We start from the raw sequence: 16,863 nt of genomic DNA, 5'->3' as shown, positions 1-16,863 counted from the left end.
GCTATTACAGGGTGTAGGGAAAATCGCACCAGGGCTGTTGCGAAGCTGATGCATTCTGCGGGATCCCGGCCCCCGCATAAGGTGGACTGTATGACAGATCAGGCCACCCGCTCGGAGGGCGAGATTCCGGGCAAGCCGACCGCGGCGTCCCGGACCACCCTCAGCCACATCATGACCGGCAGCGACACCAACCTCCTGGGCACGGTGCACGGCGGCGTGATCATGAAACTGGTCGACGACGCCGCGGGCGCCGTGGCCGGCCGGCACTCCGGCGGGCCCGCGGTGACGGCGTCCATGGACGAGATGGTCTTCCTGGAGCCCGTCCGCGTCGGCGACCTCGTCCACGTACGCGCCCAGGTGAACTGGACCGGCCGCTCCTCGATGGAGGTCGGCGTCCGGGTGATGGCCGAACGCTGGAACGAGTCGACCCCCGCCCAGCAGGTCGGCAGCGCCTATCTGGTCTTCGCCGCCGTCGACGGTGACGGCAAGCCGCGCCGCGTTCCGCCGGTGATCCCCGAGACCGAGCGCGACAACCGGCGCTACCAGGAAGCGCAGATCCGGCGCACCCACCGGCTCGCCCGCCGCCGCGCCATCAAGGAACTGCGCGAGAAGCGCGTCGCCGACGGAATCGACGACTGAGGCACCCCGCACGACGACTGAGGCACCCGCACGGCGCCCACGGCCCACGGCGCCCACGGCCCACGCCGCCCGCCGAGCTCGCCCGCCCAGCCCCCGCGCCGTACGCACGCCCCCGGCCACGGGGTCACGGGGTCACGGGCACACCACCTCATCGCCCCTCACGGGGGAGAAGCCGCCCGCCTGCCGGCTCTCCGCCTGCACCCCCTGCACCTTCGTGAAGTCCGAGCCCACCGTCACCCTCATCTGCGGGCCCTGGTCCTTCACCGCCTTCAGCTCGCTGTCGGGCAGGGCGGCGGCCAGGGACTTCGCCGAGCGGTCCCAGCGCGGGTCGTACTCCACGAGCGTCCGCTCCAGCTCCCGGGTCTCCGCGTTGAGCGGGGTCCCGGTGGCGGCGAAGCCGGTGGCGCGCAGTGCCTCGTCCACCGTCCGGCCGAGACCGGCCTCCGGGGTCCCGTTGTAGACCTGCACCCGGATCTCCTTCGGCGCCACGTCCACGAGCGTGGCCGCGGGCCGCTCCGGGCCGGCCGCGGGTTTCGGCTTCGCCGGGGCCAGCGGCCGGTCCTCGCGCAGGGCCCGGAACATCTCCTCGGCCTTCTTCGCGTCCCACTGCACCGTCGAGCCGATGCCCTTGACCGGGAAGCTCGGGTTGCCGACGGGGACGGAGGCGAACTCCGACGAGGCGGGCCCGAAGTCCTTCATCGCCTTGCCGAGCGCCAGCATCTGCTGCGTGCCGAAGCCCTTGTCGGCCCGGACCGAACCCAGCGCCGAGGCGGCGACCTGCTGGAACTTCACCGGGTTCAGCAGCACCCCGCTGCTCGTCACCTGCTTGATCAACGCCGCCACGAACTTCTGCTGGCGTTCCATCCGGCCCAGGTCGGAGGCCACGTCCACATGGCGCGAACGCACGTACTGGAGCGCCTGGCCGCCGTCCAGCTCATGGGTGCCGGCCGGCAGGTCCAGCCCGGTGTGCGAGTCCTTCATCGGCCGTGCCGTGCAGATCTTCACCCCGCCCACCGCGTCCACCGTCTTCATGAAGCTGGTGAAGTCGACCTCCAGATAGTGGTCGACCTTGACCCCGGTCATGTGCTCGACGGTCCGCACGGTCAGCGCGGGCCCGCCCTCCGCGTACGCGGCGTTCAGCTTCACCGGATGGCTCTCGTGGTGCTCGCCCGTGGTGCGGTCGGTGTGGGCGGGCATCTCGGCGTAGCTGTCACGGGGGAGGCTGACCACGCTGGCCCGCTGCCGGTCGGCCGACAGATGGACCAGCATGATCGTGTCGGTGCAGTGGCAGGGCGCGCCGCCGAGCCGGTACTTCTCCCTCTCCGCCTTGGTGATCGTGTCCCGGCCGTCGGTGCCCACGAGCAGCAGATTCGTGCCGTGGCCCCCCTCCGGGCGGTTCTTCATGTCCTTGAACGGATCGACCCGGCCGATCCCGCCCTCCAGACTGCTCACCACGGCGTGACCGATCCCGCCCGCCCCCAGCACCAGCACCGACAGGCCGGTGGCCACCCGCATGCCCCAGCGCGGCCGCTCGTCCTGCCTGCGGCTGCGGACCGGCCGCGTGCCCTCGGGCGGACGGCGTCGCGGGGGAGCGGTGCGGGGGTGCGGCGGGCGCTGCGGCGTGGGCACGGGGGAGACACCTCCGGGGCGCAAGGGAGACACCTCTGCGGTGCAAGGGGACCATCGCACGGTAGGCCCATACGATCTCCGCCCCGGCCCACGACCCGGCGGCGCGCACCGGTGTCCCCCATTCGCGGTAACGTGGCGGCCGAATAACGCCGCCTCCCGGGGTGCGAACCCCCCGGCGCCCCGAGGACCCACCCGAGGACCACATGTCTGCCGCGCAGTACCCCGCCGTCTCCGTGATCATGCCGGTGCTCAACGAGGAACGCCATCTCAGGAACTCGGTCCGGCACATCCTGGAGCAGGAGTACGCCGGTGAGATGGAGGTCGTCATCGCGCTCGGCCCCTCCGCCGACCGGACGGACGAGATCGCAGCCGAACTGGTCGCCGAGGACCCCCGGGTCCACACGGTGCCCAACCCCACCGGCCGCACCCCCGCCGCCCTCAACGCGGCGATCAAGGCGTCCAGCCACCCCGTCGTCGTACGGGTCGACGGCCACGGCATGCTCTCGCCGAACTACATCGCGACCGCCGTCCGCCTGCTGGAGGAGACCGGCGCGCAGAACGTCGGCGGCATCATGCACGCCGAGGGCGAGAACGCCTGGGAGGACGCCGTCGCCGCCGCGATGACGTCGAAGATCGGCGTCGGCAACGCGGCCTTCCACACCGGCGGCCAGGCGGGCCCGGCCGAGACCGTCTACCTGGGCGTCTTCCGCCGAGAGGCGCTGGAGCGGGCCGGCGGCTACAACGTCGAGTTCATCCGCGCCCAGGACTGGGAGCTGAACTTCCGCATCCGCGAGGCCGGCGGGCTGATCTGGTTCTCGCCCGAGCTGAAGGTGCAGTACCGCCCCCGCCCCACGGTGAAGGCGCTCGCCAAGCAGTACAAGGACTACGGCCGTTGGCGCCACGTCGTCGCCCGCTACCACTCCGGCTCGATCAACCTCCGCTACCTGGCCCCGCCGACCGCCGTCTGCGCCATCGCGGCGGGCCTGGTCCTGGGCGCGGTGCTCACCCCGTGGGCCCTGCTCGTCCCCGGCGGCTACGTCGCCGCGATCGTCGCCGGGTCGCTGCCCGCGGGCAAGGGCCTCTCGCTGAGGGCCCGCGCACAGATCCCGGTGGCGCTGGCGACGATGCACATGTGCTGGGGCTTCGGCTTCCTCACCAGCCCCCGGTCCCTGGCCAAGCGGGTCATCGCCAGCCGTCGGCCGGCGCTGACCGGCAGCAGCGAGACGGTCTGACGCGCGGCACGCCGGAGACGCACCGCCGCGGAGGACGCCCGACGCGTACGGGAAAAGGGCCCCCGAAAGCCGCCGCAAGGCGGTGGCGGGGCCCTTCTGCCGTGCTCGCTCCCGCTACGGCGTCACCAGGTGTAGTTCGGGTTGACCTTCATGCACGCCTCTTCCTCGCCGTTGAGGGCGCCCGCCGACTCCGGCGTCTTCTCCGTGCCCTTGGACACCGGATAGACGCCGTCCTCACGCCAGTCCGCGCCCACGGCGAGCGAGATCCCCGAGACGTCGGTGGACTTCTTCACCTGCGACAGCGGAATCCCCAGCGCCTTGGCGACCGCCTGCGCGTCGCCCTCCAGATCCGCGCTCGGATACAGCACCGCTGTCCGTGCCGTCCCGGTCACGTCGCCCGGGTCGACGGTGGTCTTCGCGAAGCCCGCTTCCTTGAGCTGGTCCGACACCTCTCCCGCGCGCCCGGAGGCCGGACCCAGCGCCTCGGTGGCCGTACCGTTCCGCACGGCGACGGCGATCTCGCCGACCGGCGCCGACGGGTCCTTGGTGACCGGCGGCTTCTTCCGCTTGGAGGTCTTGCCGTCCAGCGGCACGTCTTCGCGGACCATCCGGAACAGCTGCTCCGCGTCACCCGCCTTCGGGTAGACCCGGCCCTTGTTCACGCCGGTGCCGTACACGTTGGGCATGGTCGACATGGTGATCCGCTTCGTGGGGACCTTCTTGAACTCCTCGGCCAGGTCGTAGAGCTTCTTGACCGTGTCGATGCCCTTGTCGACCGTCAGCGCGTCGGTGGCCGCCTCGGCGAGGTTCATCAGCTTCGCCGGGTCGGTGAGCTTGGTGCCTTTGCGCAGCTCGCGGACCATCGCGTTCATGTACTGGTGCTGGGCCTTCGCCCGTCCCAGGTCGGTGTTGTCCTCGAAGCCGTACCGGGTGCGCAGCCACGCGAGGGCCTGCTCGCCCTTGACGTACGTGGTGCCCTTCTCCAGCTTCAGCCCGGAACCCTTGCCGTCCCGGCCGCGTGAGTGGATGTTGGCGTCGACGCAGACCGGGACGCCGCCGATCGCGTCGGCCATCGAGACCACACCGGCGAAGTCGATCATCATGAAGTGGTCGATCCGGATGCCGGTCAGCTCGTACCAGGTGGCCACCGTGCACCCGGGACCACCGCGGCCCAGGCTCTCGTTGGTCTGCACGTCCGCGGTGCTGGCCGGGAAGACCTCGCCGTCCGGGGCCGTGCACTTGGGCATCTTCAGCATGGTGTCGCGCGGCATGCTGATCACGGAGAGGTTGCTGCGGTCCGCCGAGATGTGGAGCAGCATCTGCACATCGGCCAGCGGCGCTGCGCCGAAGGTGTCCTTCGCCCCGCCCAGCTTCTGATTCGCCTTGGAGTCCCGGGCGTCGGAACCGATGAGCAGGATGTTGAGCGGGGTCTGCCCGGCGGCGTTGGCCTTGTGATCGGCCATCTGCTTGTCGCCGAGGGTCAGATCCTCTTTCTTGATGTTGCCGTTGAGGTACTCGTAGTAGAGGTAACCGGCGCCGCCGGTGCCGAGTATGAGCACGGAGAGTACGGAGGCGCTCCAGCGCAGCACCCGGCGCTTGGCGCTCTTGGGCGCGCGGCGGCTGCTGCGCCCCTGGGCGCCGCCGGCGTTGCCGCGCCGGCCCTTCGCCGCCCGTCGGCCGCCCTCGCGGACGGGCTCCTTCGAGCGGCTGCCGCGCGACCCGGAACGGCCCGCGGCCCGGCCGGCGGGGCTCCCCTCGCCCGACTTCGGACCGGCGCCGTCACCCTCGTACAGGTGCTCGTCCCGGCCGTGCCGATCGGCGCGGCGGACGCGTGGCCGCGTCCCCTCCCCAGGCGTGCTGCTCCGTCCCACCGGACCCCCCATGCTGTTCAGATTTCCGCTGTGGCGCGGTGACCCGGTGTCACTTGGCGCATACCGCCTTGTCGGCGCTTGCCTGCTCGACCCCTTCCGGAGCCTTCGCCGGTCCGGTGATGAGCTGGCCCGCGCCCTTGAAGTCCGCCCCCAGCGTGAGCACCATCGCCTCCAGCCCCTCGGCGTCGGTGGTGCCCTGCTTCATGGCCGCTGCGGGCAGCCCCATCATCGCGGCGAGCGCCCGGGCCTGATCGGCCTGGTTGGGCGCGTACTCCAGCGTCGTCTTCTTGATCTTCTCGGGTGCGTTGGCCTTGTTGGCCGACTTCAGCACCCCCTGCTCGTTCTGCAGCCAGGTGACGGTCGCACTCGCCGCACCGCTGAGCGCACCGCCGTTGAGGACGTCCACGCGTATGTCGGCGGCCTCGGCCTTCGGGCCCTTCAGCAGGGCGGCCTGCTTGCTCTTGGCCGCCTTCTCCTTCTGCTTCACCTCGGTCAGGGAGGTGTCGGAGCGCATCATCGCGAAGAGCGGGTCGCCCTGCTGCGGGTGCACGACCACGGTGACGGGCTTCGGCTCGTCCGGGTTGTCTATGACCGGCATCGTGACGAAGGTGATGTTCTCCGTGTTGACCTTGCTGATCTCCTGGGCGAGCGTCATCAGCTTCTTCGCGTCGCCGATGCCCGTGTCGACGGTCAGCGCGTTGGTGGCCGCGTCGGCGAGTTTGAAGAGCTTCTTCGGGTTGGTGAGCGTGTCGCTCGACTTCATCTCCCGGATCATGGAGCCGAGGAACTGCTGCTGCACCTTGATCCGGTCGAGGTCGCTCCGGTTTCCGAAGCTGTCCCGGGTGCGCAGCAGGGCCAGCGCCTTCTCGCCCTGCACCTTCGACTCGCCCTGGGGCAGCTTCAGATGGGACTTCGGGTCGTCGATCGGCTTCGCCATGCAGACCTTGACGCCGCCGACCGCCGCCGTGAGCTCCTTGACCGCGTTGAAGTCGACCATCATGAAGTGGTCGGGCTTGATCCCGGTGATCTCCTCGACGGTCCGCATCGTGCAGCCGGGGTCGCGGCCCTCCTGGCCGAGGCTGGTGTTGAAACGGGCCTTCACGGCGCCCGGGATCACCTTCGTCGACCCGTCCGGCTGCTTCGTCTCGCAGTCCGGGATGCTCGTCATCAGGTCGCGCGGGATGCTCATCGCCGTCGCGTTGGTGCGGTCCTCGGAGACGTGGAACAGGATGTTGGTGTCGGCGTGGCCGGTACTGCCCTTGTCGCCGTACCCCTCGTTGCCCTTGCCGGTGCGCTTGTCGGTGCCGATGATCAGGATGTTCATCGGTCCGTCGCTCACGACGCTCTTGCTGCCGATGTTCCCCACGTCGACGGTGTCGATGTTGCCGTTCAACCGCTGGTACAAGGCGTACGCGCCGGCCGAGCCGGCGACCACGACGAACGCCATGACCCCGCCCGTCCACAGCAGTGCCTTCTTCTTGCGCGACTTCCTGGGCTTGCGCTTCCGGCGGCCGGAAGCGGGCGGCTCCGCGGCCGCTCGTGTCCCCTGGGCGCTGCGGCGGCTGCGCTGGCCGGGTACCTCCCGGCGGGGCGCGTCCGCGGCGCTCCCGCGCGAACCGGTCCTGCGGCGTCCCGGACCCTCACCGGAGAGACCGGTCCGGGATTCACCGCGGCGACCGGTTTCCTCGGCCGTGGCCGTACGCGAAGGGCTGCCCGACTCCCCAGCGGAGTGATCCAGTCGCAATTCGTAATTACCGGTGTGCGGGTTGAGTACCCACTGGTCGGCGGGGTCGATATCGTCCGCCCGTCCACGACTGTGCGCGTCCACGGTTGCCTGCGTCCTCCGTCGGTGCCACGCGAGGCGCCCTCCCCCGGCAAGGCGCTCGTTCCTTCGCTCCGGCAGTGCGCGACCTGACGGCCGGAAGCACCGGATCGCGTCACACTATCCGGCCGATTCCGCGTCGAGCGACGTGCGTGACACATTCCACCCTCCTTACAACCGGGCATTCTTCCCATTATGCGTCGATTGTGTTGTGTGTCTTGGCAATTGCTTTACTGCTTGCACAGGTCATCCGCCGCGCTCGACCCCGAATAGGTGGGTGTGGGCGTGGGACTTTCGGTCCCGGTGTCGTCCGGTTTCCCGTCCCGCCCCTCCTCCTGCTCCTGTTGCGCTTCCTGGAGTTCGTCGGCCGGGACCACGGCGACGGGCCGGTCCTCACGGAGTTGCCTGAACAGTTCGCTCGCGTCCGGTTCGACGAGTTCGTCCCGGTTCCGGTTGTTGCGGTACGGCTGCCGGGGCACGGTCAGGAACTGCACCTGCTCGGTCGGCACGTTGCGCATCCCGCGCACCAGGTCGTACAGGTCGCGCAGCGAGTCAAGACCCGGGTCCGTGGTCAGCGACTTGGTCGCCGCGTCCAGCACCGGGTAGAGCCGCGTCGGGTTGAGCAGGACGCCGTTGCTCTGCATCTTGTTCACCAGGGCGCCCAGGAACTGCTGCTGGCGCTCCATGCGTTCGGTGTCGCTGCCGTTGCCGAGGGACTTGCGCGCCCGGACATAGCCGAGGGCCTCCTCGCCGTTCAGCGTCTGCCGGCCGGCCGGCAGCTCCAGGTGCGCGTCCTCGTCGTCGACCGGCTCCTTGAGGCAGACCTCGACCCCGTCCACGGCGTCGACCATGTCCTTGAAGCCGTTGAAGTCGACGACCATGTGGTGATCGATGCGGATGCCGGTCATCCGCTCCACGGTGCGGACCGTGCAGGCGGTGCCGCCGAGCTCGAACGCCGCGTTGAACTGGGTGAACCGCTCCCGTGTCTCCTTGTCGTCCGCGGTACGGCAGCGGGGGATCTCCACCATCAGGTCGCGGGGGAGGGACACGGCCGTCGCGCTCTTCCGGTCCGCCGCGAGGTGCAGCAGGATCGTGGTGTCGGAGCGCTGGCTGCCGCCGTCGTCCCGGCCGTACTCGCTGTTGTCCCCGGCCCGGCTGTCGGAGCCGATGAGCAGGATGTTCTGGGCGTCCATGACGACCGGGGTCGGCCGTTCCTCCTCGTACGCCTTGAGCTCGGCCGCGGCGCTCGTGTCGGTGGTGATGTTCCCGTCGAGTTTCTTGTAGAGCCACCAGCCCGCGCCCGCGGCGATCAGCACGAGGAACGAGGCGGCGAGCGCGGTCCAGCGCAGCCAGCGGCGCTTGAGCACGGCGACGCCGCCGTCCTCGGGCCGTTCGGCCCAGGTCTGCGCACCCGAGCCGCTCCCGCCCGAGCTCTCGTCCGAGCCGCCGGGGCCGCTCCCGGCCTCGGCGTCCCGGTCACCCTTCTCGGAGCCTTCGGAGCCTTCGGAGCCTTCGGAGCCTTCGGAGCCTTCGGAGCCTTCGGAGCTTGCGGTGGTCCCCGTGCTCCCGGCGCCGGCAGCCGTTCCGGGCGCGGCGGCTGCCGGGGCCGCCTCCTCGGTCGCCGGGGCCTGACGGGTCCGCGGGGTTTCAGGGGGCTGCGCGCCCTCCGGGGCCTGCCGGGTGTGCGCGGGCTCGGGAGGCTCCTGGTTCCCCCCGGCCGCCGGGGGGCCGTCCGGCCGGGCATCGTCCCGCGCGGGGCCGCCCTGCGGGGTCCCGCCCCCGGGGGGCGCACCCTCGGGGGCGGACTCTTCCTGCGACCTGCCCTGCGAGTTGTCCCGGGCCGGGTGGCCCGGGTCGGACGGCGGGCCAGCACTGTCGGTCACGTCTGCGTCCATCCTTCACGTTCGGCGGCGCGAGGGGGCCGCCGGTCGCAGGAGTAGACGGCTGAAACTCACGCTTGGTTGTGCACGGCGAGGAGAGTGGTCTGTACCGCCCGATCATCTACCCGCTCCGGTGCTGAGTGCCGAGGACTCGGCCCGCTGTGGGCCGGAAGAGTGGACCTCAGGGTGCTTGTCATACCGCGGTGTCGGTGACCCGCTCGCTCTCGGTCCGCTGGGCCAGCCCGTCCGCGCCGAGCTGGTCGAGGTGGCGGCACAGCACCACGGACCCGCCGGCCGCCAGCGGCGCGAAAAGCCCGGCGCTCAGCCCCTCCCACGTGTCGTACGTACGCCCGCTGAGCAGCCGGGACCCCGATACGAGCCCGAGGGCGCCGGCGTCCTCGCGGGCCCGGGCGACGAGCCGCGCACCCGTCAGCTCGGTCCCGCCGACGGCCAGCGCGGGCCCCTCCGGGTCCACCGGGGCGAACGGCGCGAAGCGGTCGCCCTGGCTCGGCACCTCCACCGCGTAGTCGGAGAACCCCTCGGGCGGCTGCGGGAACCGGCCGCCCAGCGGACGCAGGGCGAGGGCGACGCGCTCGCCCCGGCAGGCCCGCGCCCGCTCCAGGGTGTCCGGGCCGCTCACCACGAGGTCGGCGGTGGCCGGATCGCCCTGGACGTCGGCGACGACCCCGACGGAGGAGCAGGCGAGCAGCCACACCGCGGACTGCCAGTGTGCGGGGAGCAGCAGGGCGAGCCGGTCGCCGGGCTCCGCGGCGAGGTCGCCCTGGAGCAGGTTGGCGGTCTTGGCCACCCAATTGGCGAAGGTGGCCACCGACAGTTCGACGCGTTCTCCGGTGGCGTCGTCGTAGAAGGTGACCAAGGGGCGGGCCGGGTCCGCGGCGAGCGCGGATCGCAGCAGGTCGGCGGGGGTGCGGTCGCTGGAGTTCATCCGCGCAAGCGTACGCGGGGGCGCCGCGCGGGGCGGGCTGAACGGGTGTCACGTGCACCGGTTCGGCAGACGGGGCGTCATGTCGGGGCCGCGGTCCGGGGTCGCCGGAGTTGTGACTGTATGGCCAGGATCATGCGTATGCGTGCACTATTGGTCACCTCAGTCAGCGTCACCTGCGCGGCGGCCCTCACTCTGCCACTCGCCGCCCCCGCCCTGTCCGCCCCGGCCCCGGCCCCGGCCCCGGTCCCGCACTCCGCCTCGGCCCGCCCTCCTTCCCCCGCCCCCGAGTCACCGGGGTCCGGTCCGCCGTCGGCGCGGACCGGTGAGACCCGCGCGGCCGATGCCGCGGGGTCGACGCAGTCCCTGCCCCTGGAGCCCCTCGCCGCTCCGTCCGACCGGGCCACGGGCCCGGCGGCGCCCGGCCAGGGCCTGGACCGGCGGACGGCCCGGCCGTTCTCCCTGGTGGGCGTCGTCTGGGACGACCCCGATGCCCAACTGCACGGCACCGTCCAGATCCGCACCCGGGCGGCCGGCGGTACGAGCTGGTCGGGCTGGCAGGACGTCGAGACCCACAACGCCGAGCACGCCGCCGACCTCGGCAGCGACGAGCGCGCGTCGGGCGCCGTGCGCGGTGCGACCGCTCCGCTCTGGGTCGGCGCGTCGGACGGCGTCGAGGTACGCGTACGCCCGGAACCGGCCGATCCAAAGCACCGGTCCGCCGCCGCACCGCTCCCCGAAGGGCTGCGCCTCGAACTCGTCGACCCCGGCGAGGGCCCCGCACCGGAGCCCCCCGGGAACGCCTCCGCGGGCCGGGCCACCCCGGCGATGTTCTCGGGCCGCCCGGTGCCGCCGACGACCACGGCGATCGTGCCGGAGGTGCTCACCGCCGAATCCGCCGCCACCTCGGCCGTCAACGCGGAACTCGCGCCGCTCGGCGCGGCCGTCATCCCCGCGCTGACCAAGGCGCAGACGGAGGCGGCGGCGGTCGTCGCGCCGGGGGCCAGGCCGTACATCGGCCCCCGGCCGGGGATCGTCACCCGCAGGGGCTGGGGCGCGAACGAGAGGCTCCGCGAGCGCAACTTCGCGTACACCAGGTCCGTCAAGGCGGCCTTCGTGCACCACAGCGCGACCGGGAACAACTACACCTGCAAGCAGGCCCCCGCGGTGCTCCGCAGCATCTACCGCTACCACGTCAGGAGCATGGGCTGGCGTGACATCGGCTACAACTTCGCCGTCGACAAGTGCGGAAACATCTACGAGGGCCGGGCCGGAGGCGTGGCCAAGGCCGTGCTGGGCGCCCACACACTCGGCTTCAACAGCAACACCATGGGGATCGCGGTGCTCGGCACCTACTCCTCCACCAACCCGCCCGCCGCCGCGGTGACCGCCGTCTCCAAGCTCACGGCCTGGAAGCTGGGGCTGTTCGGGGCCAACCCCAAGGGCAAGGTCACCCTCGTCTCCGGCGGCAGCGGCAAGCACGCGAAGGGCAAGAAGGTCAAGATGAACGTCATCTCGGGCCATCGGAACGCCTTCGCAACCGAATGCCCCGGAGCGCGTCTCTACAAGAAGCTCGGCAAGGCCCGGACCACCTCCGCCAAACTGCAGGGCCGCTGACCGGGGCGTATCCGACCGGTCTGCTTAGACTGGCCAGCCACAACCAGGCCAGGCCCCAGCAGGAAGCAGAGACGGTGCTGTGACAGAGGCAAAAGAAGCGATTCTCCTGGTCGGTGGCAAAGGCACCCGGCTGCGCCCGCTCACGGTGCACACCCCGAAGCCGATGGTTCCGGCGGCGGGGGTCCCCTTCCTCACCCACCAGCTGGCGCGGGCCAGAGCGGCCGGGGTGGAGCACATCGTGCTCGCCACGTCCTACCTGGCGGAGGTCTTCGAGCCGTACTTCGGCGACGGGTCCTCGCTCGGTCTGCACATCGAGTACGTCACCGAGCAGGAGCCGCTCGGCACCGGCGGGGCCATCCGCAACGTCGCGCCGAAGCTGTCCTCGGGGCCGGACGAGCCGGTCCTCATCTTCAACGGCGACATCCTGACCGGGCTCGACATCCGGGCCCTGGTCACCTCGCACACCGACTCCGGGGCGGATGTCTCCCTCCATCTGACCCGGGTCGAGGACCCGCGCGCCTTCGGACTCGTGCCGACCGACGCGACGGGCCGGGTCACAGCCTTCCTGGAGAAGCCGCAGACGCCGGAAGAGATCGTCACCGACCAGATCAACGCCGGGGCGTACATCTTCCGGCGCTCGGTCATCGACTCCATTCCGGCGGGCCGCCCGGTCTCCGTCGAGCGCGAGACCTTCCCCGGACTGCTCGCGTCCGGCGCGCACCTCCAGGGCATGGTCGACTCCACGTACTGGCTGGACCTCGGCACCCCGGGGGCCTTCGTCCGCGGCTCCGCCGACCTCGTCCTCGGCCGTGCCCCCTCGCCGGCGGTCCCCGGCCGCTGCGGAGACCGGCTGGTCCTGCCGACCGCCTCCGTGGCCCCGGACGCCAAGCTCACCGGCGGCACGGTGGTCGGCGCCGACGCGGTGATCGGCGCGGGCGCGAGAATAGACGGCTCGACGATCCTGGCCGGCGCGGTCGTCGAGGCCGGCGCGGTCATCACCGACTCCCTGGTCGGGGCGGGCGCCAGGATCGGCGACCGTACGGTGCTGGCGGGCGCGGTGATCGGCGACGGGGCGCAGGTGGGCGCGGACAACGAACTGCGCGACGGTGTCAGGATCTGGTGCGGCGCGGTCCTGCCCGCCGCCTCGGTCCGCTTCTCCTCGGACCAGTAGGCCCGCCCCGGCGGGCCGACGAGCGGGCCGCGCGGAGCCGGATGCCCCACGGCCCCGTCCGCGCGGTCGGGCCTCAAGCGGGTTCTCCTGCCGGAGCTGGGGATGAGCGAGTGCCCGTCCGTCCGCGCGGTAGGGCCTCAAGCGGCATCCCCTGCCGGACCCGGCCGAGCCAGGGCCCGCCCGTCCGCGCGGTCGAGGGTGTACCCGCCGGAGCCCGTACGCTCTAAGGGACCCGTGTTCCATCCCCCGACGTGACGACCGAGGCCCACCCGTGGCAGGACGATTCGCCCCCCGCACCGCGCGAGCGGCGCTGCCGCGGCAGGCTGCCCCGGCGCCCCGGACGACGCCTCCCCCGCACGAGGGGCCGCCGCTGACCCGGGAGTGGGCCCCGCCGGGCCCGCTGGACCTCCGCCTGGTCCTGGGACCGCTGCGCCGGGGACCGGCGGACCCGACGTTCCGGATGGTCGCGGACGGAACCTTCTGGCGGGCCACCCGCACGCCCGAAGGCCCCGGCACCCTGCGCGTCGCGTCACGCGGCGACCGGATCGTGGCGGCGGCCTGGGGCCCCGGCGCGGACTGGCTGCTGGCGGGTCTGCCCGCACTTCTGGGCGCGGACGACGACCCGGACGCGTTCGTCCCCCGCCACCGCCTCCTCGCCCTGACGCGGCACCGCCGCCCCGGGCTGCGGCTGCTGCGCACCGGCCTGGTGCTGGAGTCGCTGATCCCGTCGGTCCTGGAGCAGAAGGTCACCACGGACGAGGCGTACCGCGCGTGGCGCCACCTGGTGCGCCGTTTCGGCACCCCGGCCCCCGGCCCCACCGCGGAGCTGGGCCTGCACGTCATGCCGGACCCGCGCGGCTGGGCGATGATTCCGTCGTGGGAATGGCACCGGGCGAACGTCGACGCCAAGCGCTCGTCGACGATCCTGCGCGCGGTACGCGTGGCCCGCCGGCTGGAGGAGGCGGCGACGATGAAGCTCCCCGAGGCCCGGACCCGCCTGGAACTGATCCCCGGCATCGGCCCCTGGACCTCGGCCGAGACCCTCCAGCGCTCGAACGGCGCGGCGGACGCGGTCACGGTCGGCGACCTGCACCTGCCGGGCATCGTGGGCCACGCACTCGCCGACAACCGCGACGCGGACGACGAGGAGATGCTGTCCCTGCTGGCCCCGTACGAGGGCCAGCGCCACCGGGCGACCCGCCTGATCCTGCTCTCGGGCCACATCCCGAAACGCCGGGCCCCGAGGATGACCCCGGGCGACATCACCCACCTGTAGCCGTTCTCGGCGCCTCCCCGACGCTTGGCCCCCGGCCCCCGGAGGGCGTCTCCCGCCCACCCGGCTCGGGGGCCATACCCCTTCAGCCCGTGCGGTTGAGGACAGAAGGCACCCGGGGCGGAGCCCCGGTCTCGGGAAAGGGCGGGTAGGGGGAACGACTCCGAGCAGCGGCACGCACCCGACAACACCCGGGCACGCAGCGCCCGCCACCCGGGCATGCGCCCGCCACCCGGGCATGCGCCCGCCACCCGGGCATGCGCCCGACAACACCCGGGCACGCGGCGCCCGCCACCCGGGCAGCGCCCCGGGGCCCTCCCTCATCGCACGGTGAGAAACGCCTCCACGTCCCGGGCCGCCCGCTCCCGGGGCGCCCCCGCCGCGCGCCCCACGGCCACCGCCCCCAACGGATCCCAGGACGACGGCAGCGCCAACACCTCCCGTACGACGGGCCGGCAGAACATCGTCGAGGACACCCACGCCGACCCCAGCCGCTCACCCGCCAGCGCGACCAGGAAGTTCTGCACGCCCGCGCCCGCGGCGACCACGAACATCTCGCGCTCCGCCGTGTCGCGGCGCTCGTCCCCGTACGTGTGCGAGCCGTCCATCACCAGGCACGGCACCACCAGATACGGCGCGTTGCGCAGCACATCGCCGCGCCGGACCCGCTTGGCGATCGATTCCTCGCTCTTGCCGTCGCGCCGCAAATCCTCGGTCCACGCGTCCCGCATCGCGTCGAGCAACCGGGTCCGCGCCTCCGCCGACTCCAGCAGCACGAACCGCCAGGGCGTCGTGTGATGAGGTGCCGGAGCCGTCACGGCGGCGGCCACGGCCCGCCGTACCGCCCCCGGATCCACCGGATCGTCGGTGAACTCGCGCACCGTACGCCGCAGGGTCACGGCCTCCCGGACCGCCTCCGACGTCCCGAGCCGGAACATGTCGTCGGCGGCGCCCCGCACGAGCGCGCGCGCACCGGGATCGTCCTCGCCGGCCGGAGAGGGGTACGGGGACACCACGTGCGGCAGCCCCCGCACCACGGCGACCGGCAGCCCCGCCGCCTTGCCCTTCACCAGGTCCCCGGCCGCGGCCAGCTCGTCCGCCGTGGCCACGACCGTGGCGCTGAGCGGATTGCCGTACGCGTCCGTCCCGCCGCGCAGATCGTCCAGCACACGCACTCCGGCAGCGCCGATGGCGACATCGGTCAGCCCGCTGCGCCAGGGCCGGCCGAAGGTGTCCGTGACGACGACGCCGATCTCCACGCCGAGGGCGTCCCGTAGCCCCTCGCGGATCGCGCGCGCGGAGGCGTCGGGGTCCTCGGGCAGCAGCAGAACGGTTCCGGACGGCGTGTTCGAGGCGTCGACCCCGGCGGCGGCCATGACCAGACCCTGCCGGTTCTCCACGATCCGCAGCGCCCCGCGCCGCGCCACGACCCGCACGGTCTCGGCGTCGATCGCGGCCTCCCGGTCGGCGGCCTCGACGATCCGGCCCTCCGCCTTGGAGACGATCTTGGAGGTGACGAGCAGCACGTCACCGTCGACCAACCCGGGTTCGGCCGCGGCGATCAGCTTGGCGAGATCGTCGCCGGCCCGCACCTCGGGAATCCCGCCCAGCGCCCACACACGGTAGGAGGGCAGCCCATCGGACGCCCCGGAGCCGGAGCCGGAGCCGGAGCCGGAGCCGGAGCCGGAGCCGGAGCCGGAGCCGGAGCCGGAGCCGGAGCCGGAGCCGGAGCCGGAGGAGCCGAATGCCTCGGAGCCGGACGCCCCGGAACCGCCGCCCTCGGGAAGGCTCAGGCCCCCGTCACCAGGAGAGCCGCTCACGCCCCGACCTCCTCGGCCAGCTCCAGCGCCTGCCGGGCCATCTCGGCGGTCGCGTCCACGTCCGTCATCATCAGCGGCACCGCCCGGCAGCGGATTCCCGCCGCCTCGACCTCGCCCACCGCACCCGCGTCCACCGTGTCCACCAGCCAGCCGTCCAGCAGCCCCGAACCGTAGTGCTGGGCCACCGCCGCGGCGGTCGACTCGACGCCCACCGCGGCGAGCACCTTGTCCGCCATCCCGCGCACGGGCACGTCCCCGACGATGGGGGAGAGGCCGACGACCGGCACCCCCGCCTCGGCGATGGCCTCCCGGATTCCCGGTACGGCGAGGATCGTGCCGATGGACACCACCGGGTTCGACGGCGGGAAGACGATGACGTCGGCGGAACCGATGGCCTCCAGCACCCCGGGAGCCGGCTTGGCCTGCTCCGCCCCGACCGGCACGATCGCCTGCGCCGCGACGGAGGCCCGCAGCTTCACCCAGTACTCCTGGAAGTGGATCGCCTTGCTCTCGCCGTCCGTCTCCACGGCGACATGCGTCTCGACCCGGTCGTCGGACATGGGGAGCAGCCGCACGCCGGGCTGCCAGCGGGCGCAGAGCGCCTCCGTGACCGCGCTCAGCGGATAGCCCGCGCCCAGCATCTGCGTACGGACGATGTGGGTCGCGAAGTCGCGGTCGCCGAGCCCGAACCACTCGGGGCCCACTCCGTACGCCGCGAGCTCCTCCTTGACGTGGAACGTCTCGTCGGTCCGGCCCCAGCCCTGCTCCTCGTTGATGCCACCGCCGAGGGTGTACATCACGGTGTCGAGGTCGGGACAGACCTTCAGCCCGAACAGATGGATGTCATCACCCGTGTTGCCGATCACCGTGATGTCCGCGTCGGGCGCGGCCTTCTTGAGGCCGCGCAGAAAGCGGGCACCGCCGATACCACCGGCCAGAACAACAATGCGCATGCACAGCAGTTTG

The 16,863-nt window shown here is 72.4% G+C and carries 12 protein-coding genes; 5 read left to right on the top strand and 7 right to left on the bottom strand.

From position 1 onward, the window contains the following. Positions 1-90 precede the first annotated feature (90 nt). Positions 91-639: an acyl-CoA thioesterase gene (locus tag ACIQMU_RS27580; RefSeq protein ID WP_352239851.1), complete on the top strand. Its 549-nt coding sequence runs from the start codon at positions 91-93 to the stop codon at positions 637-639. A 132-nt stretch (positions 640-771) separates the two neighbouring features. On the opposite strand, the gene ACIQMU_RS27575 is transcribed toward ACIQMU_RS27580, so the two are convergent. Next, entirely contained in the window at positions 772-2,154 is a 1,383-nt protein-coding gene (locus ACIQMU_RS27575) for an LCP family protein (RefSeq protein ID WP_402689954.1), read from the bottom strand. Positions 2,155-2,471: 317 nt separating this feature from the next. Between ACIQMU_RS27575 and ACIQMU_RS27570 the strand changes: the two genes are divergently transcribed. Continuing rightward, positions 2,472-3,500 (top strand): glycosyltransferase family 2 protein, encoded by a 1,029-nt coding sequence (locus ACIQMU_RS27570; RefSeq protein ID WP_352239850.1) that lies wholly within the window; start codon positions 2,472-2,474, stop codon positions 3,498-3,500. A gap of 122 nt (positions 3,501-3,622) precedes the next feature. Here ACIQMU_RS27570 and ACIQMU_RS27565 read toward each other — a convergent pair whose 3' ends face one another. The 4 genes from ACIQMU_RS27565 to ACIQMU_RS27550 form a co-directional block, all read right to left on the bottom strand. Then, a complete protein-coding gene (locus tag ACIQMU_RS27565; RefSeq protein ID WP_352239849.1) occupies positions 3,623-5,371 on the bottom strand; it encodes an LCP family protein in 1,749 nt (582 codons plus the stop codon). 49 nt (positions 5,372-5,420) lie between these two features. Then, positions 5,421-7,199 carry an LCP family protein gene (locus tag ACIQMU_RS27560; RefSeq protein ID WP_352239848.1) on the bottom strand — a complete coding sequence of 593 codons (1,779 nt, stop codon included), beginning with the start codon at positions 7,197-7,199 and terminating at the stop codon, positions 5,421-5,423. Positions 7,200-7,423: 224 nt separating this feature from the next. Beyond that, positions 7,424-9,088: an LCP family protein gene (locus ACIQMU_RS27555; RefSeq protein WP_402689926.1), complete on the bottom strand. Its 1,665-nt coding sequence runs from the start codon at positions 9,086-9,088 to the stop codon at positions 7,424-7,426. A gap of 178 nt (positions 9,089-9,266) precedes the next feature. Further along, on the bottom strand, positions 9,267-10,019 hold the full coding sequence (locus ACIQMU_RS27550; protein ID WP_402689925.1) for a TIGR03089 family protein: 753 nt from the start codon (positions 10,017-10,019) through the stop codon (positions 9,267-9,269). Positions 10,020-10,157: 138 nt separating this feature from the next. Between ACIQMU_RS27550 and ACIQMU_RS27545 the strand changes: the two genes are divergently transcribed. From ACIQMU_RS27545 to ACIQMU_RS27535, 3 genes are all read left to right on the top strand, one after another. Beyond that, a complete protein-coding gene (locus ACIQMU_RS27545; protein ID WP_352239844.1) occupies positions 10,158-11,633 on the top strand; it encodes an N-acetylmuramoyl-L-alanine amidase in 1,476 nt (491 codons plus the stop codon). Positions 11,634-11,712: 79 nt separating this feature from the next. Continuing rightward, positions 11,713-12,804 (top strand): NDP-sugar synthase, encoded by a 1,092-nt coding sequence (locus ACIQMU_RS27540; RefSeq protein WP_352239843.1) that lies wholly within the window; start codon positions 11,713-11,715, stop codon positions 12,802-12,804. A gap of 271 nt (positions 12,805-13,075) precedes the next feature. Further along, a complete protein-coding gene (locus ACIQMU_RS27535; protein ID WP_352239842.1) occupies positions 13,076-14,080 on the top strand; it encodes a DNA-3-methyladenine glycosylase 2 family protein in 1,005 nt (334 codons plus the stop codon). 317 nt (positions 14,081-14,397) lie between these two features. Here ACIQMU_RS27535 and ACIQMU_RS27530 read toward each other — a convergent pair whose 3' ends face one another. Further along, positions 14,398-15,711: a coenzyme F420-0:L-glutamate ligase gene (locus ACIQMU_RS27530; RefSeq protein ID WP_402689953.1), complete on the bottom strand. Its 1,314-nt coding sequence runs from the start codon at positions 15,709-15,711 to the stop codon at positions 14,398-14,400. A gap of 182 nt (positions 15,712-15,893) precedes the next feature. Next, a complete protein-coding gene (gene cofD / locus ACIQMU_RS27525; protein WP_352239841.1) occupies positions 15,894-16,850 on the bottom strand; it encodes a 2-phospho-L-lactate transferase in 957 nt (318 codons plus the stop codon). Positions 16,851-16,863: the final 13 nt, after the last annotated feature.

Source organism: Streptomyces sp. NPDC091649, from assembly GCF_044756785.1.
Taxonomy (GTDB): domain Bacteria; phylum Actinomycetota; class Actinomycetes; order Streptomycetales; family Streptomycetaceae; genus Streptomyces.
This window is presented reverse-complemented; position numbering and strand designations above follow the sequence as displayed.